The sequence below is a fragment of the Megasphaera massiliensis genome (assembly GCF_036305205.1).
Lineage (GTDB): Bacteria > Bacillota > Negativicutes > Veillonellales > Megasphaeraceae > Megasphaera > Megasphaera massiliensis.
In genome coordinates this window covers 39,083-58,301 of sequence record NZ_JAXIXE010000035.1, presented here as the reverse complement: position 1 = coordinate 58,301, position 19,219 = coordinate 39,083, and the positions used below count along the sequence as shown (strand labels likewise).

Genomic DNA, 19,219 nt, shown 5'->3' with positions numbered 1-19,219 from the left:
TCAGGGACTAAGGCACCATGGATATCGATATGGATGATACAGATTAGATGTCATGAATAAATTGCTGAAAGCTTCTTTATCAGCCTGCAAACTGGCTGTCGAGGGGATCGGCTCCGTATTGATTCGGACCGGGCGTCCCTGCTGCAAACAGCAAGTACAGTGCCACGAAGAAATCGATGATAGGGATGAACATCAATAAGTAAAACCAACCGCTTCGGTCAAGATCGTGGCAGCGGCGGATTCCCAGCATCACGGCACTGACGGTGGCAATCGCCGATACAGGATAAGCCAAATAGGGAGTAATTTGCGCCAATAAGGTCCCTAAAACAGAAGCAAGAATCATAACGACGAGAATTCTGAGAAAATAGCGCAGTCTGTTAAGTCGTCCGGTGTAGGAAAAGTATTTTTGTATCATGAGTTCTCCTTTTAACTAAAAATTCCCAAGAAACGCTAGATACTCCATATCAAAAAAACTCGCATACTGCCTGAACAGTTAGCCCCTCTCGTCTGATAGTAACATATTCTATGCTTTTTCTCTATATATTTTACACATAGTTTTCACAATTACATGTTTTGTAAAGTATTGTCAATTATGCGCGGTATTTGTGCAGGTACGAGGCGTAATAAAATTCATCGGTCGTCATATTCGCAAAGCGCATTCCTTCGATAATTCCCAAGAATCCCGGGATGAAGGTCCAGCAAAATAAGGCATACACATAGCCTCGGGTATTTCGCTTCATATAAAAATGATGAATGCCGAAGGAACCTAAAAAGAAGGCCAGGGCTGCCGTAATCAGCCGTTCTTCATTGATCTTATGGCGCAGTTCCGGCGTAATGGATGAAAAGGTTCCGTCCGTATAGGCATCGAAGCGATTGGAAGCTCGTTGTTTCCACCGTGAAAAGGCATTTTGTCTGCCCCTACTCGATCCGGTACCGGGGTCGCGATAGACTCCCCGATTTTCTAAATTGCGGGTCATGGCCACAACTTCTCCATCAATGACCTGCAGTTCGCCCTGGAGGACTTCCGTAAATTGATTTTCATAGGCCGCATCCATCTGAAGGAGCAAGTCCCTTACCTTTTTCTTTGTCGCAACCACCTTCTGCGTCTTAAGACCGGTCACGGTGAGCTGCTTATATTTGTGGACTAAAAAGACGGCCCGGTCCTGGTAATAGTTAATAAAAGGCTCGGCCAAGGGAATCCGTTCCGGATATTGTTTCAAATAGTAGAGGAGATTGCGGGCAATATGCTGCATATTGGCGGTCGTCGCTTGAAGGTCCGGGTCGGTCAAGCCCCACCGTTCGCCTTCCATGCGGTTAAAATCAGCTACGGCTTTTTCAAAAGATGTACCATATTGGCCGGCTGACTTTCCCTTGCGTCGTGTCAGTTTCAATGCCAGTTGGCGCGGCTGCCGTTCCAGTCGATAGAGAATATAGAGGGACAGGACGATACCGACAGCTCCCACTGCTCGTCCGTAAAAGAACCAAGCCCCGCCGCCGATGGCCATACACAAAAAGGAAAAGACGTATAAAATATATTTCAAATGAATACCTCCTTCATCACCTAGTCTTTATTGTACCAAAGTAGGGGCGGTCATGCAAAAGTCCGGCCACAGACAGAAAAACCCCCGCACAAGTGCTAAGAGAGGTGCGGGGGAAAATGGAGTTCAATTTATTTTACAACGGCATTGTTGATGATGGCTAAGAAGTCATCAGCTTTGAGGCTGGCGCCGCCAACGAGGCCGCCGTCAATGTCGGCAGAACCGGTGAGTTCAGCGACGTTGCCGCCTTTGACGCTGCCGCCGTAGAGGACGGATACGTCTTCAGCTGCAGCTACGCTGTAGAGAGCAGCTAATTTTTTGCGGATAATGGCGCAGACTTCTTCAGCCTGAGCAGCGCTGGCCGTCTTACCCGTGCCGATAGCCCAGATCGGTTCATAAGCGATGACGACTTTCTTGATGTCGGCTTCAGAAATGCCTTTGAGGGCATTTTCAATCTGGCCTTCGATCCAAGACTGCATGATGCCTTCTTCGCGCTGTTCCAGCGTTTCGCCGCAGCAAACGATCGGTGTCAAGTTGTGAGCGAGGGCTGCTTTCGTCTTCTTGTTGACCGTTTCATCGGTTTCATTGAAGTAGGTCCGGCGTTCCGAATGGCCGAGGATGACGTGTGTTACGCCGATATCGACAAGCATGGCCGGAGAAACTTCGCCCGTGAAGGCGCCCTTTTCTTCCCAGTGCATGTTCTGAGCAGCGACATGGATGGCCGTGCCCTTAGTCATTTCAACAGCCGTCGAAAGGTACGGGAAAACAGGGGCAATGACGACTTCAGCTTTTACGTCTTTGGGCATTTTTTCAACGAGGCCCTGAATCGTAGCCTTGGCGTCAGCGCCTAAATGATTCATTTTCCAGTTACCGGCAATAATAGTTTTACGCATAATAAATTTTCCTCCTTGGCCAGATCTGCCCGGTCCCGATCTCTTCGGAGCAGTCCGTCATGACAGCGGGAATTCCGGGCATCCGGCGTATGTATATGAAATAGTATGAAACGACTTATTTATCGCTTAAAGCAACGACGCCCGGGAGCTGTTTGCCTTCGAGGTATTCGAGGGAAGCACCGCCGCCCGTCGAGATGTGGCTGATTTTGTCAGCCAGACCGGTTTTGTTGACTGCCGAAACGGAGTCACCGCCGCCGACGATGGAAACGGCATCGGAATCAGCAACTGCTTTAGCAACGGCTTCCGTACCTTTGGCGTAGTTTTCCATTTCAAATACACCCATGGGACCATTCCAAACGATGAGTTTCATGGAAGCCAATTCTTTGGCAAAGAGTTCCTGGGTCTTGGTGCCGACGTCGAGGATCATCCAATCGGCCGGAACGGCATCGACAGCAACGACTTTGTGATCGGCATCGTTTTTGAATTCAGCTGCGACCATGACGTCGACCGGCAGGAGCAGTTTCGTCCCCTGTTCTTTAGCCTGAGCGATGAGTTCTTTCGCCAAGTCGATTTTATCGGCTTCGACGAGGGATTTGCCGATGCCATAGCCCTGAGCAGCCAAGAAGGTGTTGGCCATGCCGCCGCCAATGATCATGAGATCGACTTTCGGCAGGAGGTTGGAAATAACTTCGATCTTATCGGATACCTTAGCACCGCCGATGATGGCTGCGAAAGGATGAGCCGGGTTATCGACAGCCCCGCCGATAAAGCGGATTTCTTTTTCGAGGAGGAAGCCCGAAGCCATGGGCAGGAACTGAGTGATGCCGGCTACGGAAGCGTGAGCGCGATGGCAGCAGCCGAAAGCATCGTTGATGCCGACTTCAGCCAAGGAAGCGAGCTGACGAGCGAAGTCTTCGCCGTTCTTTTCTTCTTCCTTGTGGAAGCGGAGGTTTTCCAAGAGGAGAACTTCGCCCGGTTTGAGAGCATCGGCCATGGCTTTCGTTTCAGCACCGACGCAGTCGGGAGCGAATTTGACGTCGACGCCGAGGAGTTCAGACAGGCGTTTGGCGACCGGTTTCAAGGAATATTTTTCGACAACCTGTCCCTTCGGACGGCCGAGGTGGCTGGACAAGATGACAGCCGCATTATGTTCGAGCAAGTATTTAATCGTCGGCAGCGTCTTCTGGATACGCGTATCGTCAGTGATGTTGCAGTTTTCGTCAAGAGGTACGTTAAAGTCTGCACGGACAAAAACGCGTTTGTTTTCGACATTGACGTCGGTGATTGTTTTTTTCATGAATAGGTTCCTCCTCTAATTAAAGCAGTTGTATGATTTTTTCAGCCGCCCCTTCATCGGTGACCAGCGTTCCCGTATGGCAGGCCCGCATGACGCCGACAATGGCTTCAGCTTTGCTAGCACCGCCGGCTACGGCGATGACGTGAGGGTGATATTTAATTTCTCGCAGGGAAATGCCGATATTATTCGTCCCGTACAAAATCTTGCCGTCGAGGCCGCAGTAGCAGCCCAGCGATTCCCCACAGGCACCGAGGCTGTGCAGGGCATCGCGCTGGAGTGTCGTCATTCCCCTTTTTCGGGCCATGCGGTCGGCGCGGCCAATGCCGAAGATGACGACCTGCGCCCGGGCCGTCATGGCGACGTTTTCCTGGGTCTGGCGGTCGGCCTTCAGCATCATCTGCAAGGCAGAATCACTGAGTCCTTCGGGAATATGAATCATACGGTATGAACTGTGTGTCTTGGCAGCGACATTGGCAGCAATATAGTTGGCCTGTACTTCGACGTGGTTCCCCATGCTGCCCCGAGCCGGCAAAATGGTGACATTTGCCAGGCATTCCGGCAGCATCCGGGCCACTTCAGCCATGGTCGATCCGCCGCTGATGGCGACGGTGTCGACGCTGCCAAAAAGATCGTTTAAGAGCAGGGCACCGCGGCGCCCTAATTCTTCCTTCGCCGTCTTATCACTGTCGCTGTCACCGGGAACGATGTAGACATTCTTCAGACCCAGCTTCTGCCGGATTTGACGCTGGATATCGTCGAGGTTATTGAGACGCAGAAAGCATTCCAAGAGATCCGGCATGAGCCGCTTTCCTTCCGGTTCCATGGCAATGCCCAAGGTCGTAAAGCGGACGATGCCGCTGCGGCGCAGAACGTCGACGTGAGACCGGACGACGCGTTCAGAAAGCCCGGAAAGGCCGGCTAAGGTCCGGCGTCCTACCGGTTCGGCATCGGCAATATGCCGTAACAGTAAATATCGTTCCTTAATGGTCCCCATAACATCGGGAGCTATTTTTTGAAAGATACTCAGCGTATCTTGTTCCATCTTACTCTCTCCCTTCGAAATGCGGCAGAACGACGGAGATCATCACTGATCGATCAGGCTTTTGCCTGTCATTTCACTGGGAATATCCATTCCGGCCAAGGTCAGCATCGTCGGAGCGACATCGGCTAAGATGCCGTCGTGGAGATGAACATTTTTGTGTTCTTCACTGACCAAGATGCACGGTACATGATTGGTCGTATGAGCCGTATAAGGGCTGCCCGTTTCGGGATCAGCCATTTTTTCAGCATTGCCGTGGTCCGCAATGATGAGCAGCTGTCCATCGACAGCATGGAGGGCTTCGACGATTTTGCCGACGCAGGTATCCACCGTTTCAACGGCTTTGACAGCCGCTTCAAAAACACCCGTATGGCCGACCATGTCGGCGTTAGCGAAGTTGAGCATGATCATATCGTATTTATCGGCCTTGATCTGTTCGATGACTTTTTCCGTAACGATAGGAGCATTCATTTCCGGCTGCAGGTCATAGGTTGCAACCTTCGGGGACGGTACCAAGATACGGTCTTCGCCCTTGTTCGGTTCTTCTTCGCCGCCGTTAAAGAAATACGTGACGTGAGCGTATTTTTCCGTTTCTGCAATGCGAAGCTGGGTCTTGCCGGCTTTGGCCAGGACTTCACCCAAGGTATGGGGAATCCGTTCTTTGTCGTAGACGACATGGGCCGGAAGATCATCTTCGTAGCGGGTCATGGTCGCAAAGTAGACGTCCAATTTTTTCGGACGCGGGAATTCAGCAAAGTCAGGAACGACGAAAGCCGTCGTCAGCTGACGAGCCCGGTCAGGGCGGAAATTGAAGAAGACGACGCTGTCCCCATCTTCAACGGGATGTTTACGGATGACCGTCGGGACGACGAATTCATCGGAAACGTCGGCTTCATAAGAATGTTTCAAGCACGTGGCTGCATCTGGTTCCTGCGGTCCTTCTGCCAAGGCTACGGCATTGTAAGCTTTTTCAACGCGTTCCCAGCGTTTATCGCGGTCCATGGCGTAATAACGACCGCTGATGGTGGCGATTTCGCCGACGCCGAGTTCGGCGCATTTATCTTCCAGTTCCTTCAAGAATTCACCGGCACTGCGGGGCAGTACGTCGCGGCCGTCGAGGAAGGCATGGACATAGACTTTTTTCAAGCCGAAGCGTTTGGCCATTTCAAGGAGGCCGAAGAGGTGCTGTTCACTGCTGTGAACGCCGCCGGGAGAGACGAGGCCCAATAAATGGAGGGCTGAATCGTTTTTCTTGGCGTTTTCCATGGCACCGACCAAGGCCGGTTTTTCAAAGAAGGGACCTTCTTTGATGTCTTTCGTGATTTTGGTTAAAGCTTGGTATACGATGCGGCCGGCACCGATATTGAGGTGGCCGACTTCGGAGTTGCCGATCTGGCCGTCCGGCAAGCCGACATCTTCACCAGAAGCACCGAGGAAGGAATGGGGATATTCTTCCCAAAGTTTCGGCAAAACCTTGAGGTTCGCCTGGGCTACGGCATTATCTTTTTGGATATCGCTGCAGCCAAAACCATCCATGATGATTAACATTACTGGTTTTTTATTTGCCATTGTAGTGTTTTACTCCTTTTTGTAGTAAAGAAAAACAAAAAGGGCTGTCGCCGCAGCGACAGCCCCTTTCAGCGCTTTTCGATGTTTCAATCTGATTTGTAACGGGAGGCTGTTTACCCGTTGGGAAATGCGTCGCTACAAATTAGTGTTTGCTGTTGTAATCGTTCATTACGGCAATGAGGTTGAGGACCTTGTTGGAGTAACCGATTTCATTGTCGTACCAGGAAACAACTTTAACGAAAGTATCCGTAAGGGCGATACCTGCTTTAGCATCGAAGATAGAGGTAAGCGGGCAACCGAGGAAGTCGGAAGAAACGACGTCTTCTTCAGTGTAGCCGAGGATGCCTTTCAATTCGCCTTCGGAAGCTTTTTTCATAGCTGCGCAGATTTCATCGTACGTAGCCGGTTTTGCGAGGTTAACCGTGAGGTCGACGACAGAAACGTCGAGGGTCGGAACACGCATGGACATACCGGTCAATTTGCCATTCAATTCAGGAATGACTTTGCCTACAGCTTTAGCAGCACCCGTGCTGGACGGAATGATGTTGCCGGCAGCTGCACGGCCACCGCGCCAGTCTTTCATGGAAGGACCGTCAACGGTTTTCTGAGTAGCCGTCGTGGAGTGAACGGTCGTCATGAGGCCGTCTTTGATGCCGAAAGCATCGTTGAGGACTTTAGCGATCGGAGCCAGGCAGTTCGTCGTGCAAGATGCGTTGGAGACGATGGTCTGGCCTTTGTATGTGTCGGTGTTAACGCCGCAAACGAACATGTCTGCCTGACGGCCGTCTTCACCCTGTTTGGAAGGAGCGGAGAGAACAACATATTTAGCACCTGCTGCCAAGTGTTTTTCAGCGAGGTCCATCGTGAGGAAACGACCAGTCGATTCAACGACATATTCAGCGCCGACTTCGTCCCATTTGAGGTTAGCCGGATCCATTTCAGCCGTTACGCGGATTTTTTTGCCGTTGACGATGAGCTGGCTATTTTTGGCGTCAACTTCAATCGTGCCATCGAAGCGACCATGCATGGTGTCGTATTTGAGCATGTATGCCAGGTATTCAACCGGGCCGAGGTCGTTGATGCCTACGATTTCAATATCATCGCGAGTCTGAGCTGCGCGGAAAACAAAACGACCAATACGACCGAAACCATTAATACCAACTTTAATCATTGTCGATACACTCCTTTTAAAAACGAAAATAACTTTTGTATATAATTCTAAGAACTTAAAGGCCTTGCTACTTACAATGTAAGTATGCCACATCGGGCCGAATTTTGCAATACCATGGACGCTTTACGTCCCAATTTATTGCATTCCCAAAGATGCAGCAGCGATGCCGACGTATTCCTTGATGGCCAGACAGGAATTGAGGAGATAGGCCGATTGCGGCACGACAGTATAGGGCGACCAAATCGGATTCATATTGCTGCGGTAGTCAGACGGATAGGGAATGAAGTCCATTCCTTCACGGCGGAAGAACCGAGCTGCCCGCGGCATATGGAAGGCGCTGGTCACGACGATGGGCTTCTTCCAGCCCTGCTGACGGCAAATTTCTTTAGAAAAAGCAGCGTTTTCCGCCGTATTTCGACTTTTATCGTCCATAAAAATTCGTGGTTCGGGAACGCCAAGGGACAGGAGCATCCGCTTTTCAATCTGCGATTCATTGGCCTCACCTTCGAGGACGGTTCCACCGGATAACAGGATGGGCAGATTCTTTGCTTTTTCCAAGCGAAGGGCTGTCAAGAATCGATTGGCCGCCGCACTTCCGACTTGACCGGTGCCGTCGACATCAGGGACACCGGCACGGGAGCCGCCGCCAAGTACGATGATGACGTCGCCGTCGAGAGCTTCCAGGGACGGTTGTTCATAGGCCATTTCCAAAGGTTGGATGAGGATGTCTGAAACGGGCTCCGTCGACAACAGGTAGAAGACGGCCGTAATGATCAGCATGGCCCACCGGCCGCTCGCCTTCTTTCGAAAAAGCCAGGCCGTCAAAATCATAAAGGCCAATACGATACTGCCTATGGGCAAAATCCAAGCGTAAATCCATTTAATAAGATACAACATGTACGTGACACCTTCTTACGACTCTGCTGCGAGTCTGTTCGATGAGAGGCACTATCAGAAAAAGGGAGATGCCCCATCGTCGCTACTATTATATCATAAGACCCGTTGAAGACCAGTTGGCAATTTGTAAAATATATGTTATACTTAATTTGAATCTCTATGGGGGTTCTCCATCCATGGGGATGTAAAGGTTTCGACGTGGATGGTTGTATCATGAATAGCGAGCCGGGGTTTCATCTGCCCGTAAATCGGTGAACCTTTTAAATTAAACGCAAAAGAAAACAATTTTGCTTTAGCTGCCTAAGGGCGGCTAACGTCTCTTGCTGCTAATCCTGCGGGCAGTTTGCAGACGTCACTTAGCGGGATACCACATGGTTTTGCCTGGCAGCCGTGTCGGGAAACTCACAGGCTGGAATCGTCTAGTTTGTCCTTGTACGAAAACGGTTCAAGATACTAACAAGGTCTGCGCTCGGAGAAGTTCATGGGGCAGCATTTACGGACAGGAGTTCGACTCTCCTCATCTCCACCAAATTCAAAGGACTATCGTCACTCGGTAGTCCTTTTTTATTGAAAAAAATGCCTATACCCTTATTTTTTTCGTTTTCATCCTTGACAAACCTTTTACGCAGGTCTATGATAAGGTGCATAACTTAAACACGATATATTGACATTCGATGACGAGAAAGAGTACAGCTTTGCAAAAGCACACAGCGAGCCGGGTATGGTGAAAGCCGGCAGCCGGAGGAAGCATGGAAAATCATCTCTGAGGATTGCAGTTGAAATGAGTAAACTGCACCGTCTGATCCACGTTACAGGAAATGCGTATGATAGTACGTTACAAAGCGCCTTGCGTCTTTTGGCAAGGAATATCGGGTGGTACCGCGGATAAAACTTCCGTCCCTTTAGTGGGGCGGGAGTTTTTTTATTTCATGTTTATCTTATGACAATCTAACTTATCATTAGGAGGAATGCATCATGGAAAACATCAATTTCGACAGTCTTAAACGGCGGAGAGATCTGCGCATTATTTTACCGGTCTTTCTCGTTTCGATTATTGCCTGCATCGACCGCGTCAACATTTCCTATGCCAAGCTGACCATGACCCAGACATTGAGCTGGCTGTCCCCTGAAGTATACGGTTTTGGCGCCGGCATTTTCTTCGCCGGTTACCTGCTGCTGGAAATCCCCGGTTCCCTCTTTGCCGCTAAATTCTCGGCGTCGAAATGGATTGCCCGCATCATGTTTACTTGGGGTGCCGTCAGCCTTTGTATGGCCTTCGTTACGACGCAGTGGCAATTCTACCTCTGCCGCTTCCTCTTAGGTGCCTCGGAAGCCAGTCTGTATCCAGTCATTTATTCGCTCTTATTCCCCCGCTGGTTCACAGCCGCTGAACGGTCCCGGGCAACGTCTCTCATGCTGACCTCCCTGCTTCTTTCGACCATCGTCGGCGCCCCCATCGCCGGCGTCCTTTTGGAACACTCTTTCTTCGGTCTCTTAGGCTGGCAGGAACTGTTCATCCTTGAATCGATTCCGGCCCTCATCTTTGCCTTCTATTTCTTACTGGCCGTCAAGGACCGTCCGGACCAAGTCCATTGGCTGACAGACGCTGAAAAAGAATACCTGACGACCATGTATGAACAAGAACAGAGAGCCATGCAGCACGTGAAAAAGTATACCGTCCTCCAAGCCTTTACCGATGCTAAAGTCTTAAAACTCTGCTTCATCTACTTCCTTTGGGTCGTCGGTTTCTGGGGCTTCTACTTCTGGATGCCAACAGTCCTGAAAAACCTCTCTGGCTGGTCGACGTCCCTCATCGGCGGTGCCATCGCCATTCCCATGGCAGCGGCCCTCGTCGTCCAGTTGATCATCGGCCATACGGCAACCGTTACCGGCGATAAGGTATGGCACGTCTTCGCAGCTCTCACCGTCGGCGCCGTCGGTCTCGGCCTGTCGCCCTTTGCGCACAACATGGGCGTCGCCCTGTTTCTCATCTGCCTTTCCGCTATCGGCATCCACGCTTCCATGGGCGTCTGGTGGACCATTCCGACGACCTTCCTCTCCGGTCCGGCCGCTGCCGGCTCCATCGCCCTCATCAATTCCTGCGGCAACCTGGGCGGCATGTTCGGCCCCAATATGATGGCTTGGGTCCAGGCTCAAACCGGAAGCTTCGCCATGGGCTACTACTTAATGGCCATCTTCATGTTCAGCGCCGGGCTCTTAGTCCTGACCTTGAAATATAAGGTAAACGGCACGGTAAAAGAAGATGTACACCTCGATACACGAACAAATACGACAGGTTACACCGGCACCCAGCCTAGCGTAACCCATTAAGATACAAAAAAATCCCACGGCCTCTCATAACACTCGAAAGGACGTGGGATTTTTTTGACAGAATTAATGAAATAGTAAAGGAACCGTAGCTTCTAAGCCCTTGCCAGAAATACTCTCAACGCTTCTTGGGCAAATACGGCGTATCCTTCGGCATTGGGATGAACTCCGTCAGCATAGAGATTTTTCCCGGATGTTTCTTCGCCATCCTGCAAAGCCTGATAAAAGTCGATAGCCGCGCACCCCGTATTGGCACTATAATCCAAAAGCCACTGGCGGTAGCGGCGGAGTATCTCATTGTGCCGATTCACATCGCCGGCATCCTGCCAGCCATAGTAGGCACTTTCCGGCTTCGTCAAAGGAGGAATGCCGATATACACCGGTTCCTCCTGGGATTTTAACAGCGAAACCATACTTTCTATATTGCGGCAGACGGAGGAAAAGTCCTTATCGAGGAGGATATCGTTGGACCCTCCCATGATGAAAAAGGCATCGTAGCCGACGAGGTCGATCTGGTGCAGGCGAAAGACCATGCCCGCCGTCGTGTCGCCGCACTGTCCCCGGTTATCGATCTGAATCTTGCCGTCTGCAGCCACCAAGGTCGTCCACCGCTCTCCCGGAAGCGCATCGTACCCATAGGTCAAACTATCGCCTAAACAGAGGATTTTCATGACCGGATCCCCTTTTGAACGGCTGCTACGGCCGTTTCTGCCGAAAGCCACGGCGCATCGAAGCGGCAGCCGGCTTTTTCAAGGTCCATCTGGCAGGTGAACATCTTGGGGATAGCACTGGCATAAATATTGTGGTCGTACATATAGCGCAGCGTCGTTTCGACGTCAGCATCGCTGAGGATGTGGCCGTGGTCGATGAGAACCAGTCGGTTAGCGTAAGGCAGAGCCGCTTCCAGCGTATGTTCGACGACGACAATCGTATGGCCGTAGGTTACATTCAAATCGTGAATCAATTCATAGAACTCGTGGGTCCCTTCCGGGTCCAAGGCCGACGTCGGTTCATCAAAGACCAGGATGTCGGGGTTAGTCGCCAAGACGTCGGCAATGACCAGACGCTGACGCTGGCCGCCGGACAGCTTGGTCAGGGGACGCTGGCGATAAGGCAGCATGTGGACTTTTTCCAGTGCTTCCGTGACGGCCTGATCGATTTTATCCGGAGCAACGCCCTGGTTTTCCAGGCTGAAGGCGATTTCTTCTTCAACGGTCATGGCGACCAACTGGCTGTCGTAATCATCGAGCATGGCTCCAACGCGGGTCGCGAGTTTTGAAATCGTCGTCTGCGTCGTCGCCTGTCCGTTGACATAGACCATGCCCTTCATGACACCGCCGAAATAATGAGGAATGGCGCCGGTCATGGCCATGCACAGCGAGCTCTTGCCGCTGCCGCTTTCGCCGGTAATGACCAGGAAGTCGCCTTCACGGACCGTCAGATTGACATCATCGAGGACCGGCGTCTTCTGTTTATTATAGATATAAGAAAGGTGTTCCATAGAAATGAGGCCTTCTTGAGCGGGCTTCAAGTCATACATGCTGTGATCGGAAGCCACTTCCTGTTCTTCGAGAGAATCGAGGATGCCTCGCGATACGAAGAGGCGCAGGGCCGGAAAATACATAATCGGCGTGACGATGGCATTCAAGGCACCGATGACGACGACTAAGGGCAGCATGGCTGTAAAATAGACGACGTTCGGAAGATCCATGACGAATTTTAAAATAGTGACGAAGGCACCGCCGCTCATGCAGGTAGCGGCAAAGCCGGTCAGGACAGGCAAGCAGGAATGGCCTTTCACTTTGATGAAGGCCAGGTTCTTGACGATAAAGGCACAGGTAAGGGCCCCGACGGGTTCACTGATAAGGTTGCCATAGGGAAAGCCCGATTTCGACGTCAGAACATTTACCAAGGCAGCGACAAGACCGATGCCGAGAGCCTGTTTATAACTGGGCTTGGTCAAACAAATGGCGACGCAGTAGGTAGCAATCGTCCAGTTCGGCGTAACGCCGCCGACGCTTGGCGATACGAGGTGCAAGATCGTACCGATGGCCAGCATCAGCGTCGTAATGGTAATCCAACGGAACTGACCGCCCTGACGGTGATGAAATTCTAATTTAGAAATATCTGCTACTTGTTTCATCGAGTTCCCCTCCTATACCATACCCTGCATCCGCAAGTAAACGATACCGCAGCTCAAGGCCAACATGACAAAAATAACGATGTAATCGCGTCCTTTGGGCTGAACGTTGCTCATAAAACTGTGTTCATGACTGCCAAAGCCGCGCAGTTCCAAGCTGAGAGCCATCGTTTCCGACCGGCCCAGGGACTTCAGCATGAGCGGCTGGACGACACTCATGTAGTTGATGACTTTCTTAAAAACATTGCCCTTCGTCGAAAGGCCCCGGCAGGCCTGGGCTTCCTGAACGGCCTGACTTTCGGCGATGAAGTCCGGCACGAAGCGCAGGGCCGCCGTAAACATGAAGGCGTATTCATAAGGGATCTTAATCTGCTTGACCAAGGCTGCCGTCAAATCCTGGAGGCGCGTCGTCGTCAGCAAGATGATGAAAACGATGGTCATGGCCAGCATGCGAAGGCCCGTGACGTAAGCCGATTCCATCGATCCGCCGCCTAGGAGCTGTACGACCGCCAAGAAGACGGCGAAAATGATCAGGCTGAATACGGCCTTGACATTGCGGGATAAGCTGCCGCACATGCCTAATAGAATGAGTTCAAGGACGACCAAACCGACTAAAGGAAGGGGCGTATGCATGACCAGAGCCCAAAAAGAAAAGGCAAAGGTACCGATTAATTTCGTAACGGGAACAAATTTTTTCATCATCATTTCGTACCTCCTATTCTTTCCAGCATGGCTGCCGTAAACTCTTTCATCGATTTACAATAAGGAAAATCCGGTGCCGCCATAGACAAGGCGACGGCGTCGGGCCGGCTCAGGCCCAAGTCATATAGATCAGGGCGTTTCGTAAACAGTTCTTCCGGCGTCCCGTCAAAGGCCTTGGTATGATTGCCGATGACGATGACCCGTTGACAGTATTCTGCAAAAATATCCATATCATGACTGATGATGAGGATGGTCATGCCCTTTTGATGAAGTTCGCTCAAAAGTTCCATGAGCTGCTCCTTATCTTCGCTGTCCTGACCGCTCGTCGGTTCATCGAGGATGAGATACTGAGTATGCATGGCAATGGCCGAGGCGATGGCAACCCGCTGTTTTTCACCGCGATTGAGGTTGGGCGGATACGATTCGGCAAGCTCCGTCAGCTGCGTCGCCTTCAAGGCTTCCTCAACAGCTTCTTGGATTTCGGACTCACTCATGCCCAGCTGCTTTGGTCCATAGGCCACTTCTTCCCGAACCGTCGGCCGAAACATCTGTCGTTCCGGCCGCTGGAATACATAACCGATAAAATGGCTGCGAACGGAAGCATCGTCACCGTTTATGACCTTGCCGTTATATACGATTTCACCGGAAACGGGCTTTTCAAGACCCATGAGCAGGCGGGTCACCGTCGTTTTCCCGCAGCCGTTGCGGCCGCCGAGGCCGATGAACTCACCTTCACCGATTTGCACATTTACACCTTCCAATACGGGAACACCGCTACCGTAATTGAAACTGACATCCTTCATTTCCAGCATCTTTCTCTCCCCTTCTCTTTGAAGACAATAAAAAAACCTTTCCATCCCTATAAAGGGACGAAAGGTTCAGATTCTTCCGCGGTACCACCCAAATTGACTCAGTAAGTCCAGCTCTACATGTACGGCCTCACGGCGATACACGTTTCTTTGATAGCGGTGGAAATACACCGTCGCACCCTACTGGTCACCGTTCAGGCCGCATCTCCCGAATCCATTCTATCCGCCGGTCTGCGCCGAACTTCCACTGCCATCGGCTCGCTGTAGCTGCCACAATCGGATATACTCGTTTCGTTCATCGACAACATTTATGATTTGCTTTAGATTATATAATGGCAATGGACTCTTGTCAAGATAGAAGAACCTCAAAACAGGTTCCTCGTTTAAAATATAATTTTTTCGCACCGTATCATTTCAAATTGACACTGATTATCGAGTATTTTCATATTGACAAATTGCCCATTCATGGTAAACTATTACACAAGACAATTGAAACGACATTTATCCAGAGCGGCGGAGGGACTGGCCCTATGAAGCCCGGCAACCGATAACACGGTGCTAATTCCTGCGGAAACTATTCCGAGAGATAAAGAACCAAGACCAAGCCTCTTTCTCTTTCGGGAAGAGGCTTTTTTCATGGATAATGGCGAAGCAAAAAGGTCTGACTATTCTATTAACAGGAGGTATAACTCATGAAAAACTTCAAAAAACTTTCCGTTCTCGCCGCTGCGGCCCTGATGGCCGTTGCATTCTTAGCCGCCGGCTGCGGCAGTGATTCCCAGACGACGGCTTCGTCCGACAAGAATGTCACCGTCACCGTCGGCGCAACCCCCGTTCCCCACGCGGAAATCCTCAACGAAATCAAACCGCTCTTGGCCAAAGAAGGGGTCGACCTCAAGGTCGTCGAATTCACGGACTACGTCAAACCGAACCTGGCTTTGAATGATAAGGAACTGGATGCCAACTTCTTCCAGCACACGCCGTACCTCGATAAATTCAACAGCGAACACGGTACCAAATTAAAAGCCATCGCCAAGATCCATGTCGAACCCATGGGCATTTACTCCCGCAAAATTAAAGATCTGAAAGATCTCGCTAACGGTGCAAAAGTCGCCATCCCTAACGACCCGACCAACGGCGGCCGCGCCCTCCTCATCCTTCAGAGCGCCGGTCTCATCACACTTAAAGACGGCGGCAACATCACCTCCACCGTCCAGGATGTCGTAAAGAACGATAAAAACCTCCAGTTCGTCGAACTCGAAGCTGCTCAGATTCCCCGCTCCATCGACGACGTCGACATCGCCCTCATCAACACCAACTTCGCTATGGAAGCCGGCCTCAATCCTTTGAAGGACGCCCTCTTCCTGGAACCGAAGGATTCGCCTTACGCTAACGTCGTCGTCGTCCGTGACGGCGACGAAAACCGTCCGGAAATCCAGAAGCTCGTCAAAGCCCTCCAGTCTCCGGAAGTCAAGAAATTCATCGAAGACAAGTACCAAGGCGCTATCTTACCGAGTTTCTAATAGACAGGCAACAAAATCTTCAATATAATAAAGATATAGAAAAGAGGCTGCCTCTATGGGGCAGCCCTTTATCTTCTTATGATCTGAGGGGGAAATTAATGTATGCATACTCATGAGCTTTTTGCAAAAAAGACGGTCTTTTCATTCGAAGTTTTCCCGCCAAAGCGAGATACGCCCATCGAAACCGTCTACCCGACGCTCGATGAACTGAGCAAGATCCATCCGGACTTCATCAGCGTGACCTGTGGAGCCGGCGGCAACGGCGGCAACCGCACGACGGAAGTCGCAACATATATAAAAAACCTGGGCTGTGAAACAGTAGCCCACATGCCCTGCATCTATCTGACCGAAGAAGATGCACTTAAAACATTGCAGGAGCTGAAGGCTCGAGGCATCGAAAACATCCTGGCCCTTCGCGGCGACGAAACGCCGGGAAGAGAACGAACGCACCGCTTCGAACACGCCAGCGACCTCATCGCCTTTATTAAAGAAAAGGCTCCGGAGTTCAACATCATCGGTGCCTGCTATCCCGAAGGCCATGCTGAGGCCAAGACCGTCGCCGCCGACATCCGCAACTTAAAGACCAAGGTCGATGCCGGGGCCAGCGAACTGATTTCTCAGATGTTTTTTGACAATGCCGTATTTTACCGCTTCCTAGAACGCTGTGAAATCGCCGGCATCAAGGTTCCCATCGAAGCCGGCATCATGCCGGTCACCAATAAGCGCCAAATCGAAAACATGATTGCCATGTGCGGCGCTACCCTGCCCATCAAATTCCAGCGGGCCATTGCCAAATACGGCGATAAACCGGACGCCATGTACGATATCGGCATCACCTATGCCATCGACCAAATCGCCGACCTTCTGGCCAACGGCGTCGACGGTATCCACGTCTACACCATGAATAATCCGGACATCGCCAAACGGATCTCCGATGCCGTCAAAAACCTCTTGTAAGATAATCAATCAAAAACACGATTTCTCCTGCTTAAGGAAGGAATCGTGTTTTTTTCATGTACAAGCTTATTCTTTTAGGACGTAACCATAGGCGTGGATGCGGCCGTCGTCTTCTTTTTCCAAATAGACGCCCTGGATTTCCGAGGCAAACCCGGGCAGTTCGTTCAAACCTTCTTCGAGGGCCTTGAAATACTGAACAGCCGTCTTTGACCAGCGTTCACCCGGGACGACACAGAGGACGCCCGGCGGATACGGAAGGGCCCCTTCAAGGGCGATGCGGCCTTCGATGTTGTCGAGGGATACCAATTCGCCCTGCCCGCGGACGAAGGCATGATGAGCTTCTTGGGGACTCATGACGTATTCCGGGAAGTATTCCCGACGGAACAATTTTTTCTGTAAATCTTTTACATGATGGGATTTATAAAAATCGTGCATTTCCTGGCAAAGGCGTCGTATCGTATAGCCGGCATAGCGTTCAGGATGGGAATTGTAGACGCCGAGGAGGACTTCCTGCATGGGGACGTCGTGGTCGACGAAGCGTTCGAAGCGGACCAATTGGGATACGAGGAGGCGCATCTTGTTCTTATTTTCTGCCGGTGTCAAAAGGAACAAGATCGAGTTCAAGTCGCATTTTTCCGGGATGACGCCATTTCCCCGAAGGTACGTCGCCAGAATATTGGCATGGATTCCGAAATCTTCATATTCTCCCGATTCAGCATCGATCCCGGGTGTCGTAAGTAAGAGCTTGCACGGGTCGACCAGGTACTGCCCCGGTCCATAGCCTTCAAAGGCATGCCACGTGGCTCCGGGCTCAAAGGTAAAGTACGCCAAGTCATGTGTCATCTCATCCGTATCCCCCTCCTGCCAGGGCTTTCCGTGAACGGCAGGTGCGACGAAGGGCCGGATATAATGGCAGCGGCGCAGGATATCTTTTCGGGCATCGATGCCCAGTTTCACGCAGTCCAGCCACATCTTTCGGCCGGCGGCACCGGCGTGGATTTTGGCGTTGACGGCAATGGTAGCAAACATGGGATAAAAAGGACTCGTCGAGGCATTGGCCATAAAGGAATTGTTAAAGACCTTATGGTTACAGTACCGAGCCTGGTTGTGGATGTGATTATCCTTTTTATGGATTTGCGAAGCCTGAGAAAAACCGGCCTGCTGTTTATGTACCGACTGGACGACGAGGATGCCCGGATCGTCGTCATGCAAGTCGAGGAGGAGGGGCGAGCAGTCCTTGAGCATGGGAATGAACTGTTCATAGCCGGCCCAAGCCGAATCAAAGAGGATATAATCACAGAGGTGGCCGATGCGGTCGACGACGTACCGGGCGTTGTACAGCGTGCCGTCATAGGTATCGAGTTGGATGACGGCCAAGCGGAAGGGCCGTTTGGATTTTGCCTTTTCGGGGTTCCGTTCGGCTGCCAGCTGGCGCAGATATCCTTCATCAAAGCAGTGGTCATCGATGCCGCCGATGAAGCCATAAGGGTTTCTGGCAGTCTCCAAATAGACCGGCTCGGCACCGGCCTGAATGAGGGCCCCGATGGCAACGGACTTGTGGTTATTGCGATCGTAAAGGACTAAGTCACCCGGTGCCAATAAGGCGTTGGCGACGACCTTATTGGCCGACGACGAGCCGTTTAGGACGAAATAGGTCTTATCAGCGTGGAAGACTTCGGCCGCAAAATCCTGGGCTTCCAGGGCCGGCCCTTCATGGATGAGAAGGTCGCCTAAGGTGACGTCAGCATTACAAATGTCGGACTGGAAAATATGGGGGCCGTAAAAATCGTAGAGGTAGCGGCCGGCAGGATGCTTTTTGAAAAATAAGCCATCTTGGTGGCCCGGGCAGTCAAAGGGCGTATTCTTTTCACTGACATAGTCGACGAGGTCGGCAAAAAACGGCGGCAGCACCGTCTGTTCATAACGGCCGGCCAACCGTTCGGCAGCGGCAATGCAGCGGCTCTTATTGACCATTTCTTCCGTAAAGACGACGTCGACCTTATCGATATACGATTCGGGCAGCTTCTCGCCGCCAGGCATGATGACCATGATAGGGATGCCGAAACCGGTCTCCTCAATGGCATCGATATAATCAAAATCCTGGTCCGACAGGACGGCTACGGCAACATCGGTGAAGTCCGTCTCTTCGATGGGCACGATGTCCCGGTCGCTGTCGACAAAATAATATTGTACGTCAAAACTGTAAGCTATCTTTAAATGTTTCATATATGGCCTTCCTTATTGACTTCAAAAACTACCCAATTACCGGTATAGCCATATTGTACGAAATTCACCGATCAATAGCAAGACGACGGCCCTATACAACAACGAGCCTTCCCAATATTCAGCAAAAAAG

The 19,219-nt window shown here is 51.3% G+C and carries 16 protein-coding genes, 1 other RNA gene, 1 riboswitch and 2 other annotated features; of the genes, 4 read left to right on the top strand and 13 right to left on the bottom strand.

The features are described from left to right. Positions 1-79: 79 nt before the first annotated feature. From UCI88_RS06870 to UCI88_RS06835, 8 genes are all read right to left on the bottom strand, one after another. Complete coding sequence (locus UCI88_RS06870; RefSeq protein WP_225070066.1) at positions 80-415, bottom strand: DUF805 domain-containing protein; 336 nt, start codon at positions 413-415, stop codon at positions 80-82. Between the two features lie 175 nt (positions 416-590). Next, entirely contained in the window at positions 591-1,541 is a 951-nt protein-coding gene (locus UCI88_RS06865) for a 5-bromo-4-chloroindolyl phosphate hydrolysis family protein (RefSeq protein ID WP_044505119.1), read from the bottom strand. 128 nt (positions 1,542-1,669) lie between these two features. Then, complete coding sequence (gene tpiA, locus UCI88_RS06860; RefSeq protein WP_256179786.1) at positions 1,670-2,431, bottom strand: triose-phosphate isomerase; 762 nt, start codon at positions 2,429-2,431, stop codon at positions 1,670-1,672. A gap of 115 nt (positions 2,432-2,546) precedes the next feature. Beyond that, entirely contained in the window at positions 2,547-3,728 is a 1,182-nt protein-coding gene (locus UCI88_RS06855; protein WP_044505121.1) for a phosphoglycerate kinase, read from the bottom strand. A gap of 19 nt (positions 3,729-3,747) precedes the next feature. Further along, the gene (locus UCI88_RS06850; RefSeq protein ID WP_044505122.1) at positions 3,748-4,770 is read right to left on the bottom strand and encodes a sugar-binding transcriptional regulator; all 1,023 of its coding nucleotides are present in this window, start codon (positions 4,768-4,770) and stop codon (positions 3,748-3,750) included. A 42-nt stretch (positions 4,771-4,812) separates the two neighbouring features. Further along, entirely contained in the window at positions 4,813-6,336 is a 1,524-nt protein-coding gene (gpmI, locus tag UCI88_RS06845; protein WP_256179787.1) for a 2,3-bisphosphoglycerate-independent phosphoglycerate mutase, read from the bottom strand. A 142-nt stretch (positions 6,337-6,478) separates the two neighbouring features. Beyond that, complete coding sequence (gap, locus tag UCI88_RS06840) at positions 6,479-7,507, bottom strand: type I glyceraldehyde-3-phosphate dehydrogenase (protein ID WP_044505124.1); 1,029 nt, start codon at positions 7,505-7,507, stop codon at positions 6,479-6,481. Positions 7,508-7,642: 135 nt separating this feature from the next. Next, on the bottom strand, positions 7,643-8,404 hold the full coding sequence (locus UCI88_RS06835; RefSeq protein WP_256179788.1) for a YdcF family protein: 762 nt from the start codon (positions 8,402-8,404) through the stop codon (positions 7,643-7,645). Positions 8,405-8,582: 178 nt separating this feature from the next. On the opposite strand from UCI88_RS06835, the gene ssrA reads away from it, so the two are divergent. Both ssrA and UCI88_RS06825 read left to right on the top strand, forming a co-directional pair. Next, positions 8,583-8,933: a transfer-messenger RNA gene (gene ssrA / locus UCI88_RS06830) on the top strand. Positions 8,934-9,069: 136 nt separating this feature from the next. Next, positions 9,070-9,309, top strand: a binding site (T-box leader). A gap of 70 nt (positions 9,310-9,379) precedes the next feature. Next, positions 9,380-10,735, top strand: a complete 1,356-nt coding sequence (locus tag UCI88_RS06825) for an MFS transporter (protein ID WP_044505126.1) — start codon at positions 9,380-9,382, stop codon at positions 10,733-10,735. A 92-nt stretch (positions 10,736-10,827) separates the two neighbouring features. On the opposite strand, the gene UCI88_RS06820 is transcribed toward UCI88_RS06825, so the two are convergent. Genes UCI88_RS06820 through UCI88_RS06805 form a run of 4 tightly spaced genes read right to left on the bottom strand, consistent with a single transcriptional unit; the run spans position 10,828 to position 14,386 of the window. Continuing rightward, a complete protein-coding gene (locus UCI88_RS06820; RefSeq protein WP_256179789.1) occupies positions 10,828-11,403 on the bottom strand; it encodes a GDSL-type esterase/lipase family protein in 576 nt (191 codons plus the stop codon). Continuing rightward, positions 11,400-12,875 (bottom strand): tryptophan transporter, encoded by a 1,476-nt coding sequence (locus UCI88_RS06815; RefSeq protein ID WP_044505128.1) that lies wholly within the window; start codon positions 12,873-12,875, stop codon positions 11,400-11,402. Before UCI88_RS06815 ends, UCI88_RS06820 begins: the two co-directional genes overlap by 4 nt. 12 nt (positions 12,876-12,887) lie before the next feature. Further along, the gene (locus tag UCI88_RS06810) at positions 12,888-13,571 is read right to left on the bottom strand and encodes an energy-coupling factor transporter transmembrane component T family protein (RefSeq protein WP_044505227.1); all 684 of its coding nucleotides are present in this window, start codon (positions 13,569-13,571) and stop codon (positions 12,888-12,890) included. 2 nt (positions 13,572-13,573) lie between these two features. Beyond that, a complete protein-coding gene (locus UCI88_RS06805; protein ID WP_225070074.1) occupies positions 13,574-14,386 on the bottom strand; it encodes an energy-coupling factor ABC transporter ATP-binding protein in 813 nt (270 codons plus the stop codon). 50 nt (positions 14,387-14,436) lie between these two features. Further along, positions 14,437-14,691 (bottom strand) — a binding site (T-box leader). 190 nt (positions 14,692-14,881) lie between these two features. Further along, a riboswitch (SAM riboswitch) is annotated at positions 14,882-14,976 on the top strand. A 99-nt stretch (positions 14,977-15,075) separates the two neighbouring features. On the opposite strand from UCI88_RS06805, the gene UCI88_RS06800 reads away from it, so the two are divergent. Further along, positions 15,076-15,906, top strand: a complete 831-nt coding sequence (locus UCI88_RS06800) for a MetQ/NlpA family ABC transporter substrate-binding protein (RefSeq protein WP_330024146.1) — start codon at positions 15,076-15,078, stop codon at positions 15,904-15,906. A gap of 102 nt (positions 15,907-16,008) precedes the next feature. Continuing rightward, entirely contained in the window at positions 16,009-16,863 is an 855-nt protein-coding gene (metF, locus tag UCI88_RS06795) for a methylenetetrahydrofolate reductase [NAD(P)H] (RefSeq protein ID WP_044505131.1), read from the top strand. A 66-nt stretch (positions 16,864-16,929) separates the two neighbouring features. Here metF and speC read toward each other — a convergent pair whose 3' ends face one another. Then, complete coding sequence (gene speC, locus UCI88_RS06790; RefSeq protein WP_256179790.1) at positions 16,930-19,089, bottom strand: ornithine decarboxylase; 2,160 nt, start codon at positions 19,087-19,089, stop codon at positions 16,930-16,932. Positions 19,090-19,219 lie beyond the last annotated feature (130 nt).